This window comes from Bacillus sp. JJ864, from assembly GCF_036963045.1.
GTDB lineage: Bacteria > Bacillota > Bacilli > Bacillales > Bacillaceae_G > Bacillus_A > Bacillus_A pseudomycoides_C.
In genome coordinates this window covers 215-19,977 of sequence record NZ_JBALLY010000085.1, presented here as the reverse complement: position 1 = coordinate 19,977, position 19,763 = coordinate 215, and the positions used below count along the sequence as shown (strand labels likewise).

Sequence of the window (19,763 nt, the reverse complement as noted above, 5' to 3'; positions counted from 1 at the left end):
TAGAATGTATAGTGAATATATATTCTTTGTATATTCACTATACATTCTATATACAATGTGGTATAATGATTGTATATTAATCCTACATAGTATCGGAGGTGTTGGTTGTGAATAAAAGTGATCTTAATGGTTATAAAAGTAAGTTTAGTATTTTATTAGAAAAAGTGTTGTACAAATTGTTTGTTGTCCCAGTAAATTATGAAAAAAGTAGGATGATGACAAGGTATGGTTTAAATGAAGAGGTAGAAACAGAAAATGATTTTTTAAGAGAGCATTTAGAAAAATTTAGATTTAAATTATTTTGTTTCTATTGTTGTATAGGATTTATAGCAATAACTCTTGTTGGAAGCTTGATATTTTTCTGGATTCCGCAATGGAAAGGATTATTGTAATGAATAGAAAAAGATGGATCAAAGTGATTTTGAGTGTATTTATCTTAGTATTTTCGTTTTCTTTCTCCCTCCCAACCTATGCTGTTGAAACTGGTGGTGGTAGTACCTCGGCCGATGATGCGTTGAATAGGGATGAAGGAACATTGAAGAGTGAAATGGATAAGAATCTTAAAGAAAACAAATTTGATGGATCTGGACTAAAAGAAGTTCCAGAAGGAAAAGGTAAACTTTATGATGCTTATAAAGATGAAATTGAAAAGTGGAAAGAAGCTAGGGAAAAAGTTACTGGCAAAGGCTCGGCTGATCCAGATATTGATTTAATTAAAAAATTAAATTATGTAAAAGGTGAATTTGATTGTGGTTGGACAGAAGTTTCTTGTCATATTACAAATGTTGTGTATGGTTCGACAACTAGTATTATTAATTGGACTATGATTCCTTTTTCAAAGGTTGTTTTAAAACCATCAGATATTTTACAAAACAACATTTTAAATGATTATCTAAGTGCATTTCGTGCAATCACAAGAGGTTTACTATTATTATTCTTTATATTCCAAATCTTTAAAATGGTTGCTTTGCGTTTAACAGATATGCAAAGTGCTACACAAGAAGGAAACGAAAAAGTAATAACCTTTGTAATTGCTGGATTTTTAGTGTTTGGATATGTTTCTTTCTTTAAAGCTATAATGAATATTCAATATTTAGTCAATTATCCATTGATGGCTGGATTATCAGCTACAGAAAATGTAGGAAGATTAATGTCATTGAATATGATGTTTATGGGTTCATTTAGTATGACAATTATTTTCTTAGCAATTGTGGCTGTTTTAATTTTAGTCTTAATTCTACAAATGTATTACTCTATAGCTTTAATCAGTGTTCTGTATGTAACAGGGCCTGTTGCAATTACGACAATGTTAAATACAGAATACAATTTCTTTAATGTTTGGTTGAGAGTTCTGATTTCTAGATTATTAACAATGGGGTTACAAGCTTTATGTGTTGTTCTTGGAATTAGAACATTCGCTCATTTAAGTTTTGATCCTGTAACAACATTAACGGATTCAATCACCGGTATTGCATTTTTCATTGTAGCAATTACAATCCCTTCATTATTAGGACAGTTCGGTAATAGTTCAGGTAGTGGTAGAGCTATGATGAGTGGAGCTAAATCAGTGACTAGATATTTATCTAGAAGATAAAAATAGTATATTCAATATATAAAGAATGTATATTCACTATACATTCTTTATATTTTGTGGTATGATATTTATATACAAATCCTATAAAGTATTGGAGGTTCGGAATGTGCAAAGGGTTATTAATCGTTACGGTGAAATCATAATTTCAGGGAATGAAGGAGTATATAAAATTCCTTATTCTAAGTTAAGTCCCAGTGCAACTAAAGACAGCTTATCTCTTGCTTATATTCAAGGTATAGAAAAATTTGGTATGAGTGAATTGTTTATTTACTCTACAGATCTTCGGAATAATGGTGATTATTTTGAAATGGAATATGATCTACGTAATAAAAAGCCTTTTATTGATGTGAGGTTTTATGATTTTTCGCAACAATTATTAATTTTTAATTCACTTATTGAATTAGGAAAAATAGAGATTAAAACAAACCAACGTATTCTTTGGGAAAAAGAAAATTTCTTATTTGATACGCAATCATTCAATATCAAGGCATTGTTATTTGAATATGAAGGATTCCCTTTACATATAAAAAGAAGTTATGTAGATGGAATTAGGTCATTAATTTTCATTGGATTAACAACGCTAGATAAAATTTCAACAAAACCTAAAAGAAATGATTTTATAAATCAATCTGATAAAGTTATTGCATTTGCGGAAGCCATCCTGAATTCAAAAACACTTGAAGATATTGAGCAAGCAATTGAAAAGGCGATAAATGAGGAAGTAACAAAAATTGAAAATAAAGAAGAAGAAAAAGCGAAAAAATCAGGTAAATTTAAAAAGAAATTTTTTGGGAAAAGAAAGAAAAAAGAGAAAGAAGAACAGGTGGATTATAAAGATCAGCTAAAACAAAGCTTAAAAACTAGCGGTAATTCAAACCAACAGTTAGAAGAAGATACTCGCCCAATGGGTGTGAAAATCGCGGATAAAATTTTAACTCCTAAAGGTGGAATTATAACTATAAGTATGTTGGCGGTATTAACGTTTGGAGCTTATTATTATCCAACTCTTGCTACTAACAACAACACTGAATTAGAAGCTAAAGAAAAACAAGAAATTAAAGATAAGACCATTGCTTCATATAGAAGTTATATTTCAGGTAATAAAGAAAAGGCTTATGCTGACTTAGATCATATAGGGTATGACAATTTAGATGAAAAAGATAAAAAAGTTTTAATTGATTTTTATTTAGAACAGGGTAAGTATACAAAAGCCCTTAAAACTGAACCAGATTCAGCTTATAGAATAGGGGATAAATTTGTAAAGAAAATTTCTAAACAGGAAAAACAAGAAAGTAAAGAGGACTTTGAAAAAATCGTAATTGCTAGTGATGACAAGGTATTAAAATTTGATTTAGCTACAATTAACAAAGAATATCAATCTGTTATTAATATAGCTGGAAGTTTAAAGAAAATTAATGAAAGACGAGCGAATGAACTTGTTAAGGCTTACTATTTAACAAATCAAGAAGCTGAACTGGAAACCTTTATTAGAGAAAAAGAAAAGAAAGCAAGGAAAACAGAAGATATTGCATTAACTAATGAATTAATGGCATTAACCCAAATTCAACAACAATTAAACAATGATTATAAAAATTATAGTCAATTAGAAGGTGAATTTAATAAATTAAAAAAAGAATTAGATAATGCCACTAAAAATAATGAAGGGGATAAAGCAAAAGAGTTGCAAACGAAATTAGATGGGGTTAAAGGTCGAAAAGATAATGCATATAAACAACTTCAAAATCGCTATATAACTGTTAATTACGTAGAAGAGAATAAATAGATTGGAGAACAAAAGGGATGAATTTTTTTAGTGAGATATTTTCGGTATCTAATATTTTTCTAGTTTTGGGCTTTTTACTAGCTATGGGGGGATATTTGTTATTTTCATTTTATAAAAAAGTTAAACGTTTTCCAGAAAAGGTAACTTTAAATATTGCTATTTTATTATGTGTTGTAGGTGTAGTTTTATTATTCTTCGGATACGTAATGTAATTGGAAAGGGGTTTTAAAAGTGGCTAAACTTAGTAAAGAAGAAAAAATTGAAAAAAGAAAACGAGATTTACTAAGTGGGGCTAGAGAGAGAAGAAGAAGAAGGATCAATTTGATTCTTCTTTTCTCTAGTGTCCTATTAATCATTGGTTGTACTATATTTAGTCGAGTTTATGCAAAATTAAACGATTTACCTAGTGCAAAAGATGGGATTGAATCAGTTTACAAAACAGAAGATTTAGATTCAGCTACAATATCAACATTAAAAGATCCTAATTTTAAATATGTAATTAATGAGGATACATTAAAAGAAAAGATTGAAAAAGATTCGAATGAAAAGTCAGTATATGTAATGTTTTTTAAAGCTGATTGCAAAGCTTGTCATAAATTAGCACCAGAACTAAATGAAATCGCGAAAGAAAAGCAAGTGAATTATTCTCAAATTAATGTTTTATTCTATAAAGATTTAATCAAGAAATATAGCCTAGAAGAAGTACCTACAGTCATTAAATTTGAGAATGGTAAAGAAGTAGAACGTAAAGTTGGTCAAGATGTGAATTATAAGAATTTTCTTCAATAAATCTTTTGACTTTAATTGAACGATTTGGAGGGTGAAAGGGTAATAGTTTAGAAGGTAACTAAAAAATAAACAGGGGGATATTTGAATGGAGAAGATAGAAATTGCAAAAGAATTATTGAAAAATAGCCTAAATATCCATAGAAAAGCAAAAATAGAAGGATATATTTCACATTTTGAAGCAATTGAGGATGAAGTTTATTTCAATGAAAAAGGGATTGGAAAAGATTTTTTGATTCGTTTTAACAACTGTATTACTTATATCCAAAAGGTGGGCTTTGATATAAAGGGTTGGATGTTATATGAGATCCCAATTTACTATGCCTATTGCTTTTATAACAAAAGTACAGAGGAAAGGTTTGATTTAACAGTATTTGATAGTGGTGAAGTAATACCAACCTATATAAATCAAACAGAGGAAAAATACGCCAAAACAATAGAAGAAGCGATAAAAAAATACAATTATGACCAAAGAGTTGAACAATAAAGAAATATAGTTATTAACCCCAAAGTCGAACAAGACTTATACCATATAAAATATAAAATAAAGGAGACTGACTTATAAAATGGGAAACGTGCTAATACTCGCTGAAAAGCCAAAACAAGCTATAGCTTATTCTAAAGTGTTCCAAAAAACTAAACGAGAACAAGGGTATATATCAGTTGAAGATCCTTTATTCCCTAATGGTGCTGTTATTACTTGGGGGGTAGGGCATTTGGTGGAATTAGAACTTCCGCCAGCATATGGTGAAAAATATGCACAATGGAATATAGAGAATTTGCCTTTAATTCCCAAAACAAATGAATTTAAGAAAAAAGTTGATAGCTCCAAAAAAGAACAATTTAATATTGTAAAATCATTATTAAATAAGTGCGAAGAGGTGGTTGTGGCAACCGATGCTGGAAGAGAGGGTGAATTAATTGCTTACTCCATAATTGAGCAAGCTAATGCACAAGATAAAACGATTAAGCGTATGTGGTGTGATCAGCTAGTTGATTCAAAAATGCGTGAAGCATTTGAAAATCTTAAAGAAAAAGAAGAAACATATGGATACTACATAGAAGCACAAACAAGACAGTACGCGGATTGGATTGTGGGCATGAATGGTTCACCTTTAATTTCCATTTTAATCAATAAAAACTATAATTATCCTAAATTTGAAGTTTTTTCTCTTGGTAGATGCCAAACGCCAGCGTTATTTATGGTTTATGAGTTGGATCAAAAAATTGATTCATTTGTTTCTACTCCATTTTTTGAATTGCATGGGTTAGCGGAGACTGAATCTGGAACTTTCCCTGTGGAGTTAAAAGATAAAAGAAGATTTGATTCAAAAGAAGAATTAAATAAATTTTTAAAAGAACAAGGTTTAAAAAATGGCATAAATCATGGCCGAATTAAGAGTGTGGAGAAAAGTACAAAAAACCAAAAAGCACCTACTTTGTACAATTTAACAGATTTACAAAAAGAAGCTAGTAAGAAATATGGATTTACAGCGAAAAAGGTTTTGAATACCTTGCAAAATTTATATGACAATGGATTTGTTAGTTATCCACGTACAGATTCTAGAGTAATTGGAGAAAGCGAATTTAAAGATATTTTAAAATGTCGTGATGATGTTGCTGAAACATTAGATATTAAAGTTGAATGGGTAAATGATAATCCGAACAAGACATATGTGGACGATTCAAAAGTTGAAGAACATTCAGCTTTAATGGTGACATCGAAAACACCAGATATTGAAGGGTTAACACAAGATGAAAAGGCACTATACAAATTGATTGCAATTTCGAATTTAAGAATGTTTCTAGGTGATTACATTTATGATGTAACTAAAGCCACTGTAAGTCTTCGTGACGTTGAATTTATAGCTTCTGGTAGAATTGATATTAATTCGGGTTGGAAAGTCTTAAATAGCTTCCTAGAGCCTTCAAAAAGTGATTCGAAGAAAAAAGGTAAGGAAAAAGAAGAAGGTGGAGAAAAAAGTCTTCCGATTTTAATAGAATCTATGCCTGTAGATGTTGATTTAAAAATGCATTCAGGTAAAACAAAACCACCTCAACGAATGACAGAAGCGAAACTGTTAGAATTGATGGAGAATCCTGATATTGAAGATGAAGATGATAAAAAAATCTTGAAGAAAACAAGTGGAATAGGAACTGTTGCAACTAGGGCTGATATTATTGAAAGGTTAAAATCGCTTAAATATGTATCTACAGAATCAGGTGGGAAATTAGTTACAACCACAAAAGGGAAAGTATTGTGTGAATCCTTGAAGGGAACGTTGTTTAGTAGTGCTAAAATGACAGCGAATTGGGAGCGATATTTAGAAAATATCCATAACGGTAAAGCTTCACAAGATGTTTTCTTAGAAAAAATCACTAACTATATGGAAGAATTAATTGAAACATTGCCAGAAAAATTGAAAATTAAAAAAGAAACAACGTTCGCGGAAATTAAGAAAGAACAAGAAGAAAAAGAAAAAATTGAAACTTGCCCTAACTGTGGTAAAGATATTGTGAAAAAATCTCTTGAATATACAAAAGATGGAGAAAAAGTTAAAAATGTTTTCTATGGTTGCACTGGTTATGATAGCGGTTGTAAATTTTCATTACCAACTAAATATTCAGGTAAAACTATAAGTGAAGCGAATGTTAAAGCATTGTTGAAAAAAGGAGTTACTGGTGAGATAAAAGGATTCAAGAGTAAAGATCCAAACAAAAAAGATTTTTCGGCAAAATTGAAATTAACAGATAAAAAAACAGGTGGATTAAAGTTTGATTTTAGTAAATGATATATTTATCAGTTCCGATTTTAAAAAAAGTAGTGTTGAAGGAGAGAAACTGTAAAAAGTTTCTCTTTTTTTTGATTTTTTATTATACATTCACTGTACATTCAATGTATATTGTGGTAGAATATAAGTAGGTTAACTTTATTTTGAAAACATGGAGTGATAAGGATGAATGAACAAAAATTAACAGATTACAAAGCTGAATACAAGAAGCATTTAGAAAACAATTTTGTAGGCACTGAAAAAAATGATGTTAAAAGAAGTTCGATTGATCGTGTTGATTATCAGTTAGCAAATGTAATGGATAAACCTGAAATGAGTCTTCAATTACGTCAAGAAGCAATCGCGGAAATGAAAATGTTTGATAGTAGAGCTAACAATAATAAAGATTTTAAAGATTATTTGAATGATAAAAGTGATTTATTAGCTCATGGTGTTAGACATCTTGATAAAGATCAACAAAAAGAATTACTTCAAGAAGATATGAAATTTGAAAATCATCAACTTAAAGATAAGAATCAAGAACAAAGCCAAAAGGTGGAAGAAGAATTGGAAAGATAAACAGGAGGTGTAAGTAATGGCAAATAAAGATTGGAATGAACTTTTAGATTTAAATTTAAATGGTGATAAAAAAATTCAAGTTCTCAATTTTGTCATGGATAACCTCAACGATGAAAATCAGCTACATATGACACAAAAAGAAATATCTGAAAAGACTGGCGTTTCAAGTAGAACTATTGCTGAAACAATGAAAGCATTACAAGAATCAGAGTTTTTCAACAAAGTTCAATCAGGTATATATCAAGTTAATCCAAAATTTGAACACAATGAGGAAATTCGTAAACCACAAGGCTTGGAAATTGATACAAAAACAATAAATGAAAGCCTTGAAAATCTTACGCTTAAAAATTTGATAAACGAAAGTATTCATGAAGTTCAAGAAACATTAGAAAAGGATATTGATAATCCTGATACTCCTAATCTAACAAAAGATGATATTAAGAATTTGTTAGAGCAACACTTGAAAAATATTGAAGATGCGCTGGATAAATACAATGTCCAAAAAGAAAAAGGGGTTACTTGGAAAGATAGAATCAATACTTTTAAGGGTTCTTTACAAAAAAGCTTTAACAATTTCAAAGAATCTTTAAAACAAAAAGCGCGATCTGTTAGGGATGCACCTGTCAATTTAAAAAATTATGTTAAAAATAAATTGATTGATGGTGTAGTTAAAATAAATAACAAAATTATTAATAAAACAAATGCTATTAATCAAAAAATAGTCAACAAAACAAATGCTATTAATGAAAAGATGGAACAAGCAAGGCCAAATAAAAGTCCTGATAATGTAAAGGAAGCTCAACAAAATAGTCAACATGATGATCAAAAAAAGGTTCAAAAAGCTCCTGTTAATCAGTTGGATGAATTTTCGATTGTTGATTATAAAACAGAGTATAAAAAACATTTAATGGATAATTTCAAAGGACAAACAGAAAGCGATATAAATAAAGCATCTATTCATACTATTGATAGTCATTTGGTAGCTAAACCCCATCTAGCTATAGCTTTACGTCAAAAAGCAATTTCTGAATTGAGAAAAGAAACATTAATTTCTAATGATGAAAATTTAAATATCCAGAATTTCAATTCTTATTTAAACGATAAAAGCGATCTATTGGCTCATGCTACAAAGTATTTTGAACCTTTACAACAAAATCAATTATTAGAAGAAGATTTGAAATTCGAACCATATAAAGAACCAGAAAAGAGTATAAACACTTTATATAAAGAAGTAAAAGAAGCTGAAAGTAAATTGTTGCATTCTTTAGATGATTATAAAGTAGGAGATCAATTCTTCCCTAATGCAACTGATTTAGAAATAGTTCAGGCGTTCATGGATAGAAATAAAAAGCTTGAAGCATACGAAGAAAAAAGTGGTGAGAAATTCTCAACTTCTACGATTACAAATCAAGATGCTTTTGAAAAGTATAAGGGGTATCTAAGAAAAGAAATCGCGGATAATGAAAAAATCGGTAAGCTTCAAAGTTATCCTAATGAAGTAATAGAAGAATTGAATAAACCAAATATAAAATCAGTCGAAGAACCTAAAAATGCTAAAGAAGAATTGGAGGAAATAGAAAGATAGGGTTTTGTTTTAATCAGTGGGGGGCTTCACCCCTCATTGATAATAAAAAAGAGGTGAAAAAATGGCTAAGAAATATGAATGGTATGAAATTTCAGGCTCGGATTTACCAATACACACACATATACCAAATGATTTAAGGTTAGTTTCAGATAATGATAATTTTGATTTATCTAAAGAAACTGTAGCATGGTATTTAGAGAAAAGTTCAGGGAAGGAGTTATATATGGAATTAGTTAAAAAGTGAATAGGGAAGGGATGTATTAAATGGCTGAATTCAATTCATCAAAGGAAAAACTAAAAGCTGTAGAGGATTTGCTAAATAACTCATTAGAGGATTTGTTTAAAAATAATGAGAATTTTAAACGATTCTTAGAAGTTATGAGTAGACTTCCTAGTTATTCTATTAACAATCTTGCATTGATTTATAGCCAAAAACCAGAAGCTTCAATGATTCAAGGGTTTGTTCAGTGGAAGAAAATGGGTCGTCATATTCAATGTGGTCAAAAAGGTTTGTACATTTATGCTCCAAAACATAAAATTACGAAAGAAATTATTCGTGATAAAAATGGAGATCCTATTAAAGATGAAAATGGTAAAGACAAAGTTAATGTAACAAAAAAACTACTTGGATTTACTCCTGTAAAAGTGTTTGATGTTAGTCAAACTGGTGGAAAAGAAATTCCAAGAGCGCAAGATTTTGTTCATGCTGTAAAAACAGGACAAAAAAATATGGATTATGAAAAGTTATATAAACTGGTGAAAGATGCTATTCAAAGTAATGCTAAAGTGCCAGTAAATGATTCTGTTAATACAGATTACTTAGAAAAAAATCCAAGTGTTAAAGGATACTATAATATACCAGAACATTACATTGTTATCAGAAATGATTTGCCAATTGAACATAAATTTAAAACTCTAATCCATGAATTTGCACATAGTCAATTACATTCGAAAAATAGTCCATTTAAAGATGTTCCAAGAAGTGAAAAAGAAATTCATGCTGAAAGTGTTGCTTTCTGTGTATCAAGTTATTATGGATTAGATACAAGTGATTATAGTGTGGGATATATTGCAACTTGGTCAAAAGATTTAGAAAAAGCAAAGCAAGGTCTATCTGATATTAAAAAAATGGTGGCTGGAACAGTTAAAAGTATAGATAACATTATCGAAAAGCATAAATTAGAAATATTAAAGGATAATGAAAATGAAATTAAAAATCCAGCACCGATTAATAAGTCAGAAGATACGAATATATCTAATAACCAAACTGAAAGCTTGTTAGAAATTCATAGTCACAATAAACAAGGTGAGCAATTAAACAACTATAAAAGAATGTTCACAAGTTCTGTTCCAGTAGAATTTATAGAACATTTTAAAGATAATATGGATATTTTTAAGAATGATCACTTACCATATTTCGAGTTGCTAGATAAACAGAGTATGACGTTCTTTACTGGTCAATTCATTCGAGCTGTTCCATCAAAAGAAGAATACGAATTGCAAATACAAGGTGGAAAAGTAATAACTCAACAAGAATTTGAAAAAGGTGATTATTTGATAACGAATTTGTTATCAAAGGGTACAAATATTAATGAACAAACTATATCTTTTGATGATCAGTTTTTCATTGAAAAAAACGATGATAAATATAATATTTCTGTTTATATAAGTGATGGGAATAAAGTAAACATAGGGGCTAATGAAGATTTAAATGTTATTAAAAGTCAATATGATTACATGGCAATTGATAAATCACATAATCAAATACAATTTGCAAACGATATGATGAAACGTGTGGATTTGATTATGAATAGAGAAATAAGAAATGATTTAACAAATTCATATGCATCAATTGACCGCAAATTGTTTCAAGAGGATGTAAATACTTTAAATAGACATTTTCATGACGTACAAGTGCCGAATGATAAAAGAGTTGTTGTACCAATGCTTGAATGTTTAAAAGATAATCCTTCAATTAATGCATTAAATGTTTTACAGAATACTATAGGCCAAAATCAAGAAACCGCTAAAAGGCTAGGTATGAATGAAAAAGATTATGATGTAATGTTAATTGATGCGATTGGTCGAGTTGCTGATAATACAATAGGTGCAATGAAAAGTAATTTTACAACTGTAGAACAAGTAGATGAAAAAACAATTATTTTAACCAGAGAAAAAGATAAGGATCAAGCCTATATATCCGCTTTAAATTTGGCTGAAATAAGCTCTAAAGGAAAAGAAAGTACCGAACATCATTATGAATCTTATTTGAATGATAGACTAAATCATTTATTAGAAATAAGTAAATTGGATAGTTCTTTGACAATAAATAAATGTGATAAAGTGTTATCGAAACAAGAAGTTCCTTCTTATCGTTTTAATGCTAAAGGTGGGAATAGCGAAAAAGATGTTTTAATCGCTGATTGTAATGGAAACTTCCCATACTTTATACAAAAGGATAAAGGAATTGACTTGAAAGAGATATTGCAAAATACAAGTGGTGTACAGGTGTTGACTTTACCGGAGCGCGAAAATCGAGTAAGTGAATTACTTGAAATCAGTCAAAAAAAAACTGTAGATGTAGTTGAAAAATGAAATAAAACATTTTTTAAATAAAGAAAGGGCGTTCTGTATGAAGAAACCAAAGTTAAAAAAACACTTTTATACAGCTATCATACCAATCATCTTGATAACTGGTTTAGGTACACATCTTATTGCGATATTGCTGTATACACTAACACATTTAAAAGATATCCAGACACTCCACTTGCAAGTGTTTTTTAGTAAAGAAATATATGATTTTATCTTAGCTGATCCAAATGGGAAAATGATTTTACAAGCTGGATTAGTTCTATTCTTTTGTGGTGGGGCTTACTTAGTAAGAGAAAGTATATTCCAGAAAACATATCATGATGAATCGGATTTTGGTGTACATGGTTCAGCAACATTTGAAAATCCAGTAAAATTAATGGGTTCAATTTTAAGTACCAAAGCAAAATATTCACCAATGCCAGTTATTGGTTATAAAAAAGTGTTGAATATGGAGGAAGGTATTGTTTTAGCGAAAGTTGGAAAAAAAGTTTTAGTAATTCCAAATAGCACCACAATTGATAATAAAAACGTTTTTGTTATCGGGCCAAGTGGTTCTGGTAAAGGGCAAACACATGTATTTCCAAACTTGATTAATATTCGGAATCAAAGTCAGATTGTAATCGATGTTAAAGGTGAAAACTGGCATTTAACACATCAATTGAAAGTCGATCAAGGATATACAGTGGGTAGATTAGACTTTGTTGATTTTAAGGGATGGGGCTTTAATCCAATGTCATTTGTAAATAATGATGAAGATGCCCAAAAACTTGCAAATATTACAGCGAAAAATGCTTTATCAGATGGAAAAGAAGATTTCTTCCAAGAAAGAGCAAGAACGCTATTAAAAAATATGATTGTTTATACGAAAACAAATTTCAGTTCAGAAAATGCGAACTTTGATTCTTTGATTAGCACATATGATAAATATATTTCCAATGAAAAAATCTATATGAAATGGATTGAAGAACAAGATCAAGAGGATGTCGGAGTGCAAGGACTGAAAAGTTTCTTCAATTCTTTAACAGGTAAAACGCGTTCATCAGTAACAAGTAGTTTTGACAGTATTATTTCTTTGTACAGATTAGAAAAGATACGTGAAATGACAAAGAAATCAGATTTCGAATTTGAAGACTTTGTAAATAATAAGTATGCTTTATACATCAAAATAGCTATTCCTACCAATCCATATATGGGTATTACAAGTGCATTCTTTACACAAATGATTGATGCATTCTTTACAATAGCTAGAAAAAGTCCTATTTCGCAACTTCCTACACCTGTAAACTTTTTATTGGACGAATTTCCTAACATTGGTAAAATCGAAGGCTACAGTGAAACGCTTTCTCTTTGTCGTAGTTACTTAATTAATATGACAACTATTGTTCAAGATTTAAGTCAGGTAGAAAAATTATATGGTAAAGAAGTAACGAAAAACATTATAGCTAACCATGATACAAAATTGATTCTTAGGGTCAATGAACAAAGTACAGCTAAGTATTTCAGTGAAGCATTTGGTGAAACTACAGTTAGTTATCCTGAAACAACTGGTACAGGTAGCAATGTTCAAACACGTATGGTAACAGTGAAAAAACCATTAGTTACAGTTAATGATTTAATGAAGATGGACAGGGACATGTGCTATGTACAATTTGCTGGTCATGACGTATGTTATGTAGAAAAAGCTTGGCAACATAAAGTTTTCGGTCAATTACTTACAAAAAATAGAAAATATAATTATGATAAATTTAGAAAACGTTTAATAGATGTAGAAAAACATCCATTATATGTTGAAGAAAATAATTATAAAGAAGATTCTCCTTCTTTCAGTGAAATGTTCAATAATAAAAAGCTAATAGTAGAAGAACAGTTAAAAGAACAAGCGTTAGATCCAGAAGCAATTGAATATCAAAAAGAAATTCGTGAATCTGTAGAAGTAAGCGATATAGAGGAAACAGAAGAAAATAGTGAACAACAAGAATTATTAGAAGCGAAAAAGCAAACAAGTTTAAAAATTATGGGTGCTGTAGGTCATTTCTTAGAAAAATCTTCTGATATTGAGAATAAAAACGAACTTCTGTTGCAATTGGGTAAAAGAATGAAACAATTAAATTCAGAAGAAATAGAAGAAAATGATAAGCTTGCAAACTTAGGGAAAATTAAAGATGTTGGCATAAAAAATATAGCTAGATTACAAACTAAATTACAAGCAAATGACATTGATCCAGAAAATGATGAAAATGATAATTTACTAGGTAATTATGTACAAGAAGAAATGGATACACAAAGTAAAATGGCTGAAATGGTTGAAAATGATACTGGCCTTGTCGGAAAAATTCTTCAAGAATACATGGAAACACAATCTCAAACATCTAGTGAAAATGATATTAATATACATCAGAGTGTAGTTGTTGAAGAAGTGATTAAGGAAACAGAAAAACTTGCTGTAGAGGAAATGGTTGAAAACCATTTAGATACAGTTGAAAAATCATCATCAGATCCATTTGCTGACTTTGAGAAAGAAAAAGAAGAAGAAGATTCATCAGATCCATTTGCCGAATTTGAGTCAGAAATAAAAGAGGATTCTAATGAAGTTGAAAATAAAAAAGATTCGGCAGATCCATTTGCAAATATGTTTTAAAAAGAGCTGAAAAGCTCTTTTTTTAATTGTGTATTAAATGTATATTCAATGTACAAATAATACATTTAATGGTATAATTGGGTTAAATTATAATAAAGGGGAGATAAGTATGAAATCTACAGGGATTATTAGAAAAGTTGATGAATTAGGTCGAATTGTACTTCCAAAGGAACTTAGAAGAACATTATGTATCAATGAAAAAGATCCAATAGAAATATATGTAGAAGATAACGAGAAAATTATTTTAAAGAAATATGAACCATATGGAGCATGTGCAATAACAGGGGAAGTGACAAAAAATAATATTGCTGTAGCAAATGGGAAAATTATTGTAAGTAAAGAAGGCGCGAAAAAATTATTAGAAGAATTAGAAAGTTTTGTGGTTCGCTCATAATACGAAGAGTTATTTTTGAAAAGTGAGGGGTTATTATGTTTGGTTTTTCTATTGTGGATAAAGATATAGAACTAAGAGCTATTCCTAATTTAGATAAAGCTATGGAAGAACTATGTAATAAAGGATTATTTGATTTAGGATATATAGTGTTATATGAGTCGCTAATTGCAATAAGATCTTTAACTTATAGAAAAGGAGATTGTGAATTTTGGATTAAATTAATTTCAGATTCTACACATAANNAAATTAAAAGAATCAAATACCTCGTTTTTAAAAGAAGAATTACTAAATGCAATAACAGTTTTATATAATTTAGCGAATTCTAAAATAGGTAAACATGTATCTGTTAACCCTTATCAGGTCATTAGATTTTTTGATGAAAGAGGTTTTGATTGTACTTATCAAATTAAGTAATGAAGGGAACAGGGACTTTTTGAAAAAGTCCCTTTTATATATTGAATATATATTGAGTGTATAGTAAAATTGAGTTAAGACAAATCAAGGGTGAGGGGAAATAAAATGCGAAATAATAGGGTGGAAGCTTATAATTCGATAATTCTCTTTAATGAAATTTTAGTTGTTTCGGTGTTTCAAATCTTTTTATTTTGGTTGATTCTTAATTGGATTTAGTTTAAATATTAAACTGAAACTTTAAAAGCTTTAGCTTTGATTTTGAAAATTTTAATTATGACGTAAATAGTGCCACATTCCATGATAGATTAAAAAAGTAAACTTTAAGGAGGGGAAATTATGAATGAGAAACCAAATTTGGATATTTCGAAATACAAGGGGATAGTATTATCTAGTGAAATAGTTCCTTCAACAAAATTGATTCAATATATTTGTGATAACTATAAAGGAATGTCATTTTTATATGATGGATCAAATGAGGTATTGGGTTGTGGACATGATTATGTGGATTTGAAGGTGTATGCTGTAGAAAAGGAAAATATACCAGTGGATAAGTTCAAAGAATTAGAGGGAATAGTAATGATAGAAATATTTATATGTACAAATTGTGGAAAATGGAAGTTGGATTTTTTAGGCTGAAAAATTAAGGGGAATTGAAATGGGTGAAGGTGGATAAATGGGTATGTGGTTTTGGAGTGTGATCCACATACAGGGATTCCGTAGTGGCGTGTCAAGGGAATAGCACAAAAGTTTTTTAGAGTTGATGTTGAGTTGGGCTTTTACAAGTGGAGCAATTTGCTACAATGATAATGCAAATTGCGTAACGTAGGAAAAGCATAAACGAAACACAACGATTAAAAAACTTTTTGCCCCTTTACACGCCACTTCTTTTGGGCATACAGCCCTTTAGCGGGTCAGAGGTATATTTTATAGGGTAGAAGGGATAAACCCCTCTACGCCTGTATATGCAATTTATATTTGTGGTGGTTTTAATGTTGGACTATCATCTTCAAATTCTCCTTTGTAAACAAAAACATTATATCTATTAAAATCAGTGTCATCCCACGATACAAAAGAGTAATTGTTTTTACCTTCATCTATTTCAAATGTGTCTGAACCACTTTGAAAATCCTCTTCCGTTAAATTTCTTCCTTCTAAGTAATCTTTTGTACAATCTTTTCCAAATTGTATAGCCTTTTGTATATCTTTAAATAGATATACTTCACTATCTCTATCTCCTGTGTTATAAAACTCGTATTCCACTAAAACTACTACTGGTGCTTGCATGTTAATTACCTCCTTGAATTATTTAGATGTTTGATTTTTTTAATGCCAATCTGTCCAGTAAGCCCAATCTTCTTCATACGCCTTTTGATATTCTTCTGGTGTGTATTTTGTATGCAAGCATTCATCAGAACAAAAATAATATAGTCCTTCGTCTATACAATACCCTTCGAACATAATCTCATTACAATGTGTACATACTCTGTAGTGGTCTTCCGCATCAGCAAATTGCTTGCAAGTAATAGTTATTTCAAGTTTTGCAAAAGTGTGTTTGTGAATTCCTGACCAAGTATAAGGGTAAATTTGATTATTTCGGTCTTCATTATGAATAATGGTTAAATCGTTTTCGTTATTGATTTTTAAGAAATCTTGGATAGTAATATAGGCTTTACATCCAGCACTTCCATAACCCATGAATGTTTCTATCGTGGAATTTGTAATACCTTGTTGTGGACGAGTGTCTTTAATCTCTAATTGATAAAAAGAAAACTGTGGTAATAACATAAAAATTCCTCATTTCGTATTGGTTTTGACAGGGTTTTGAGAAGGTTTTAAAAGGTTTTTCTCTGTTTAGCTGTCGGCTTATACGTAATGAGGAGCGAACGGAGATCAAGGGAATAGCATGAAAATTTTTAGAATTGATGTTGAGTTGGGCTTTTACAAGTGGAGCAATTTGCTACAATGAAAATGCAAGTTGCGTAGCGTAGGGAAAGCATAAACGAAACACAATGATTAAAAAATTTCATGCCCCTTGTATTGGAGAGAGGGACGAATTACTATACGACGACAGCTTTCGGCACGAACTGATATATCATCTGTCTTGATTCAACTCTATTAAAAATTTATTATTTTACGATTTTTATTATATATTCACTATACATTCAATGTATATTGTGTTATAATTAGGTTAGTTAATATAAAAGGAACAAAAAAAATCTTAAAAAGGCGGGGGCAAAATGAGAACACTAAATATTTCAAAGGGATTCCACGATTTAGAAAATAAATTCAAAGTAGAGGGCGTGAAGGGGGAAGTATCTTTACAACAGGATTATTTAAAAGAAGGTGATGGGGTTTTATGGGGATTACAGAGCGGTACAATGATAAAATCTTTTTATAGTGAAGAAGAGAAACAACATAAAAAACGTATGAGTAAATACTTACCAATTGTAAATGGAGAATTAATTTTAATAAATGGGCAAGTATATAGAGCGGAAATTTTAGGTGACTATTCAGATTGTGTGATTTTTAAGCCTGTAGAATAGAAAAGTATAAGAGGGGTCTATGTAGATCCCTCTTATACAACTAGAAAAAATGGAAAAATTAATAAGGAGTATTCAAAATGGAAAACAGAACATCTATAAAAATACCTAAAAAATACGAACCTAAGATTGAAGAAGTTTACAAGGATTCAGAAAAAGGTTATTGGTGCTATACAGAAAAAGGCTATTATTTTAGTGATGCGGATTATGGGATTCATATCATTAGAGAAGACACTCAACAACAGCTTCTTGAAATGATTAGAAGTATAGAACCTTGCAATTGTGATGAATGTAAAATTTAATTAGTGATTATGTGAAAATGTAAATAAATCTATAGGAAAATTAAAGGGAGAGTGGTTTGAGTGCTTAATCGTGTTATCCTCGTTGGTCGTTTAACTAAAGATCCTGACTTACGTTACACACCAAATGGTATTGCTGTAGCAACCTTTACTTTAGCTGTTAATCGTGCATTTGCAAACCAGCAAGGAGAAAGAGAAGCTGATTTTATAAATTGTGTGATATGGAGAAAGCAAGCTGAAAATGTTGCGAATTATTTAAAGAAAGGTAGTCTTGCTGGGGTAGATGGGAGATTACAGACTAGAAATTATGATGGGCAAGATGGAAAACGTGTTTATGTAACAGAAGTTTTAGCGGAAAGTGTACAATTTTTAGAACCGAAAAATCGTAATAATTCAGAATTGAACCATTCTGGTTTTAATAACAACCATTCTGGTTTTAATAACAACCATTCTGGTTTTAATAACAACCATTCTGGTTTTAATAATAATTCTTTTGGTCAACAAGGTCAACCTCATAACCCTAATTTTTCTAATTCAAAACAGCCAATAGACATATCAGATGATGATTTACCATTCTAAATAATGTTGAAAAAAAAGGAATCTAACTTGATTCCTTTTTTATTTCTTTTCAATGTATATTCACTATACATTCAATGTGCATTATGCTATAATGGTATTAACAGGTATTAACAAAATAAATTGTAAAGGGAATAAAAGGGGGAAATCACGTTGGACTCTATTAACATGAAAAAGAAAAAATATATTACTGATATGGATGAATTGAAAATGGCTTTACAAAAAAATTCATATTTATCAAAAACACAAAAAAGAGTATTAAATGTATTGTTAGACAGTAATATGTATTTTTTATCTTATTGTTTCGATGAAAATTGGGATTTAATGTACAGTGATAGCAAAACATATTTTGTTCAAAAATTATTTGATGGATTATGGGACATGAGTTGGATGGAAACGCATTGTGAAGACCATATATATGCAATCCAATTTATCTATAAAGACTTGAAAAAGATTCAGGATTTTGCTTTCCATGTGTTAACTGATCATGTAGAGGAAAAGTATAAAAAAATTGAAGTTTATGTATCGCTTACTGAATTTGAAGAAATCAAAAAGATTATAGATTTGCATTTTAAGGAACAATTGGAGCGATTGGTAGGTGAAGAAAATAAAGAAAATTCCTAATGGTTAAATTTTAAGGTGGAGTATTGTCTGCCCGTTAATATTGGTTAATTTAATATAATTTAAATTTTGTTAAGAGGGGATGAAAAATGTGAATACGAGTCTTACAGAGTTTAGTGCAAATGGGATAAAGACACCTATAGTATATAAATGTTGGTACTGAAATAACCATTGAGGAACATATTAAGTATTGCAAAGAACATTTACTAAATAGTGGGGTTCGATTAGCTTGTGAATTCTAATCAAATCGTTAATACATTGGGTTTAATTTTAAGTTTATTAAGAAAGGACGAGAAGAAAATGAATCAAAAGTCACTAATACACGTTATAAAAGAAAAACCATTAAAACCAATAATATTGTTAAGTCTTTTAATAGCGTTATTAGTTGTTCCGTTTGTTATTCCATATAATAAAGAATTGGTTGAAGTATCAAAATCATTTATGGGTGATTCAGGGAAAATTGTTAGGGTTGTTATAATTTTATTTGGAAGCATAGGAATGTTAGTTAATGCAATTAAAATAATGTTAGCGAAAGAAAATGAAGTGAGAAAAAGAGCATTGAATATATTTTCAATTTATATGATATGTTTG

Annotated in this window: 21 protein-coding genes; 19 read left to right on the top strand and 2 right to left on the bottom strand. The window is 29.8% G+C overall.

Translation table 11 applies throughout. The annotated features are described in order from the left end of the window. The first annotated feature begins 107 nt into the window (after nucleotides 1-107). The 14 genes from V7024_RS14295 (at nucleotide 108) to V7024_RS14230 (ending at nucleotide 15,772) form a co-directional block, all read left to right on the top strand. Nucleotides 108-392, top strand: coding sequence for a hypothetical protein (locus tag V7024_RS14295; RefSeq protein ID WP_335521109.1), 285 nt, complete (start codon nucleotides 108-110; stop codon nucleotides 390-392). Beyond that, nucleotides 392-1,594 (top strand): conjugal transfer protein TrbL family protein, encoded by a 1,203-nt coding sequence (locus tag V7024_RS14290; protein ID WP_001080600.1) that lies wholly within the window; start codon nucleotides 392-394, stop codon nucleotides 1,592-1,594. The genes V7024_RS14295 and V7024_RS14290 overlap by 1 nt, the downstream gene beginning before the upstream one ends. Before the next feature lie 106 nt (nucleotides 1,595-1,700). Next, nucleotides 1,701-3,377, top strand: a complete 1,677-nt coding sequence (locus tag V7024_RS14285; RefSeq protein ID WP_335521107.1) for a hypothetical protein — start codon at nucleotides 1,701-1,703, stop codon at nucleotides 3,375-3,377. 17 nt (nucleotides 3,378-3,394) lie between these two features. After that, nucleotides 3,395-3,589, top strand: a complete 195-nt coding sequence (locus tag V7024_RS14280; RefSeq protein WP_098634717.1) for a hypothetical protein — start codon at nucleotides 3,395-3,397, stop codon at nucleotides 3,587-3,589. A 19-nt stretch (nucleotides 3,590-3,608) separates the two neighbouring features. After that, the gene (locus V7024_RS14275; protein WP_335521104.1) at nucleotides 3,609-4,166 is read left to right on the top strand and encodes a thioredoxin family protein; all 558 of its coding nucleotides are present in this window, start codon (nucleotides 3,609-3,611) and stop codon (nucleotides 4,164-4,166) included. An 85-nt stretch (nucleotides 4,167-4,251) separates the two neighbouring features. Next, complete coding sequence (locus tag V7024_RS14270; RefSeq protein ID WP_098634719.1) at nucleotides 4,252-4,650, top strand: hypothetical protein; 399 nt, start codon at nucleotides 4,252-4,254, stop codon at nucleotides 4,648-4,650. Nucleotides 4,651-4,729: 79 nt separating this feature from the next. Further along, nucleotides 4,730-6,955, top strand: coding sequence for a type IA DNA topoisomerase (gene topB / locus V7024_RS14265; RefSeq protein WP_335521100.1), 2,226 nt, complete (start codon nucleotides 4,730-4,732; stop codon nucleotides 6,953-6,955). 165 nt (nucleotides 6,956-7,120) lie between these two features. Further along, nucleotides 7,121-7,513, top strand: coding sequence for a hypothetical protein (locus tag V7024_RS14260; RefSeq protein WP_001005329.1), 393 nt, complete (start codon nucleotides 7,121-7,123; stop codon nucleotides 7,511-7,513). Between the two features lie 16 nt (nucleotides 7,514-7,529). Next, entirely contained in the window at nucleotides 7,530-9,098 is a 1,569-nt protein-coding gene (locus tag V7024_RS14255) for a replication/maintenance protein RepL (RefSeq protein WP_335521096.1), read from the top strand. A 61-nt stretch (nucleotides 9,099-9,159) separates the two neighbouring features. After that, on the top strand, nucleotides 9,160-9,342 hold the full coding sequence (locus tag V7024_RS14250) for a hypothetical protein (protein ID WP_001086018.1): 183 nt from the start codon (nucleotides 9,160-9,162) through the stop codon (nucleotides 9,340-9,342). A 20-nt stretch (nucleotides 9,343-9,362) separates the two neighbouring features. Next, nucleotides 9,363-11,693 (top strand): ArdC-like ssDNA-binding domain-containing protein, encoded by a 2,331-nt coding sequence (locus V7024_RS14245; protein ID WP_335521092.1) that lies wholly within the window; start codon nucleotides 9,363-9,365, stop codon nucleotides 11,691-11,693. After that, nucleotides 11,683-14,328, top strand: a complete 2,646-nt coding sequence (locus V7024_RS14240) for a VirD4-like conjugal transfer protein, CD1115 family (RefSeq protein ID WP_335521090.1) — start codon at nucleotides 11,683-11,685, stop codon at nucleotides 14,326-14,328. Before V7024_RS14245 ends, V7024_RS14240 begins: the two co-directional genes overlap by 11 nt. Before the next feature lie 109 nt (nucleotides 14,329-14,437). Further along, nucleotides 14,438-14,722: an AbrB/MazE/SpoVT family DNA-binding domain-containing protein gene (locus V7024_RS14235; protein ID WP_335521088.1), complete on the top strand. Its 285-nt coding sequence runs from the start codon at nucleotides 14,438-14,440 to the stop codon at nucleotides 14,720-14,722. Between the two features lie 750 nt (nucleotides 14,723-15,472). Beyond that, on the top strand, nucleotides 15,473-15,772 hold the full coding sequence (locus V7024_RS14230; protein WP_335521086.1) for a hypothetical protein: 300 nt from the start codon (nucleotides 15,473-15,475) through the stop codon (nucleotides 15,770-15,772). Nucleotides 15,773-16,105: 333 nt separating this feature from the next. Here the strand turns inward: V7024_RS14230 and V7024_RS14225 are convergent, their stop codons facing one another. Together V7024_RS14225 and V7024_RS14220 are read right to left on the bottom strand one after the other, a co-directional pair. Beyond that, on the bottom strand, nucleotides 16,106-16,420 hold the full coding sequence (locus V7024_RS14225; RefSeq protein WP_335521085.1) for a hypothetical protein: 315 nt from the start codon (nucleotides 16,418-16,420) through the stop codon (nucleotides 16,106-16,108). 39 nt (nucleotides 16,421-16,459) lie between these two features. Further along, nucleotides 16,460-16,921: a hypothetical protein gene (locus V7024_RS14220; RefSeq protein ID WP_335521084.1), complete on the bottom strand. Its 462-nt coding sequence runs from the start codon at nucleotides 16,919-16,921 to the stop codon at nucleotides 16,460-16,462. Between the two features lie 452 nt (nucleotides 16,922-17,373). Here V7024_RS14220 and V7024_RS14215 point away from each other — a divergent pair, with 452 nt between their 5' ends. The 5 genes from V7024_RS14215 to V7024_RS14195 form a co-directional block, all read left to right on the top strand. Beyond that, the gene (locus tag V7024_RS14215; protein ID WP_335521082.1) at nucleotides 17,374-17,679 is read left to right on the top strand and encodes a hypothetical protein; all 306 of its coding nucleotides are present in this window, start codon (nucleotides 17,374-17,376) and stop codon (nucleotides 17,677-17,679) included. A gap of 77 nt (nucleotides 17,680-17,756) precedes the next feature. Further along, nucleotides 17,757-17,978 carry a hypothetical protein gene (locus tag V7024_RS14210; RefSeq protein WP_000431615.1) on the top strand — a complete coding sequence of 74 codons (222 nt, stop codon included), beginning with the start codon at nucleotides 17,757-17,759 and terminating at the stop codon, nucleotides 17,976-17,978. 60 nt (nucleotides 17,979-18,038) lie between these two features. After that, on the top strand, nucleotides 18,039-18,554 hold the full coding sequence (ssb, locus tag V7024_RS14205) for a single-stranded DNA-binding protein (protein ID WP_335521079.1): 516 nt from the start codon (nucleotides 18,039-18,041) through the stop codon (nucleotides 18,552-18,554). A gap of 150 nt (nucleotides 18,555-18,704) precedes the next feature. After that, nucleotides 18,705-19,175 (top strand): hypothetical protein, encoded by a 471-nt coding sequence (locus V7024_RS14200; RefSeq protein ID WP_335521078.1) that lies wholly within the window; start codon nucleotides 18,705-18,707, stop codon nucleotides 19,173-19,175. Nucleotides 19,176-19,472: 297 nt separating this feature from the next. Next, nucleotides 19,473-19,763 (top strand): hypothetical protein (locus V7024_RS14195; RefSeq protein WP_335521077.1); only part of this gene is annotated, 291 nt, incomplete at its 3' end.

Coding starts and splice junctions, on each gene's coding strand:
- V7024_RS14290 (WP_001080600.1), top strand. CDS start 392: ATGAATAGAAAAAGATGGATCAAAGTGATTTTGAGTGTATTTATCTTA.
- V7024_RS14280 (WP_098634717.1), top strand. CDS start 3,395: ATGAATTTTTTTAGTGAGATATTTTCGGTATCTAATATTTTTCTAGTT.
- V7024_RS14270 (WP_098634719.1), top strand. CDS start 4,252: ATGGAGAAGATAGAAATTGCAAAAGAATTATTGAAAAATAGCCTAAAT.
- topB (WP_335521100.1), top strand. CDS start 4,730: ATGGGAAACGTGCTAATACTCGCTGAAAAGCCAAAACAAGCTATAGCT.
- V7024_RS14260 (WP_001005329.1), top strand. CDS start 7,121: ATGAATGAACAAAAATTAACAGATTACAAAGCTGAATACAAGAAGCAT.
- V7024_RS14255 (WP_335521096.1), top strand. CDS start 7,530: ATGGCAAATAAAGATTGGAATGAACTTTTAGATTTAAATTTAAATGGT.
- V7024_RS14250 (WP_001086018.1), top strand. CDS start 9,160: ATGGCTAAGAAATATGAATGGTATGAAATTTCAGGCTCGGATTTACCA.
- V7024_RS14245 (WP_335521092.1), top strand. CDS start 9,363: ATGGCTGAATTCAATTCATCAAAGGAAAAACTAAAAGCTGTAGAGGAT.
- V7024_RS14235 (WP_335521088.1), top strand. CDS start 14,438: ATGAAATCTACAGGGATTATTAGAAAAGTTGATGAATTAGGTCGAATT.
- V7024_RS14230 (WP_335521086.1), top strand. CDS start 15,473: ATGAATGAGAAACCAAATTTGGATATTTCGAAATACAAGGGGATAGTA.
- V7024_RS14225 (WP_335521085.1), bottom strand. CDS start 16,420: ATGCAAGCACCAGTAGTAGTTTTAGTGGAATACGAGTTTTATAACACA.
- V7024_RS14220 (WP_335521084.1), bottom strand. CDS start 16,921: ATGTTATTACCACAGTTTTCTTTTTATCAATTAGAGATTAAAGACACT.
- V7024_RS14215 (WP_335521082.1), top strand. CDS start 17,374: ATGAGAACACTAAATATTTCAAAGGGATTCCACGATTTAGAAAATAAA.
- V7024_RS14210 (WP_000431615.1), top strand. CDS start 17,757: ATGGAAAACAGAACATCTATAAAAATACCTAAAAAATACGAACCTAAG.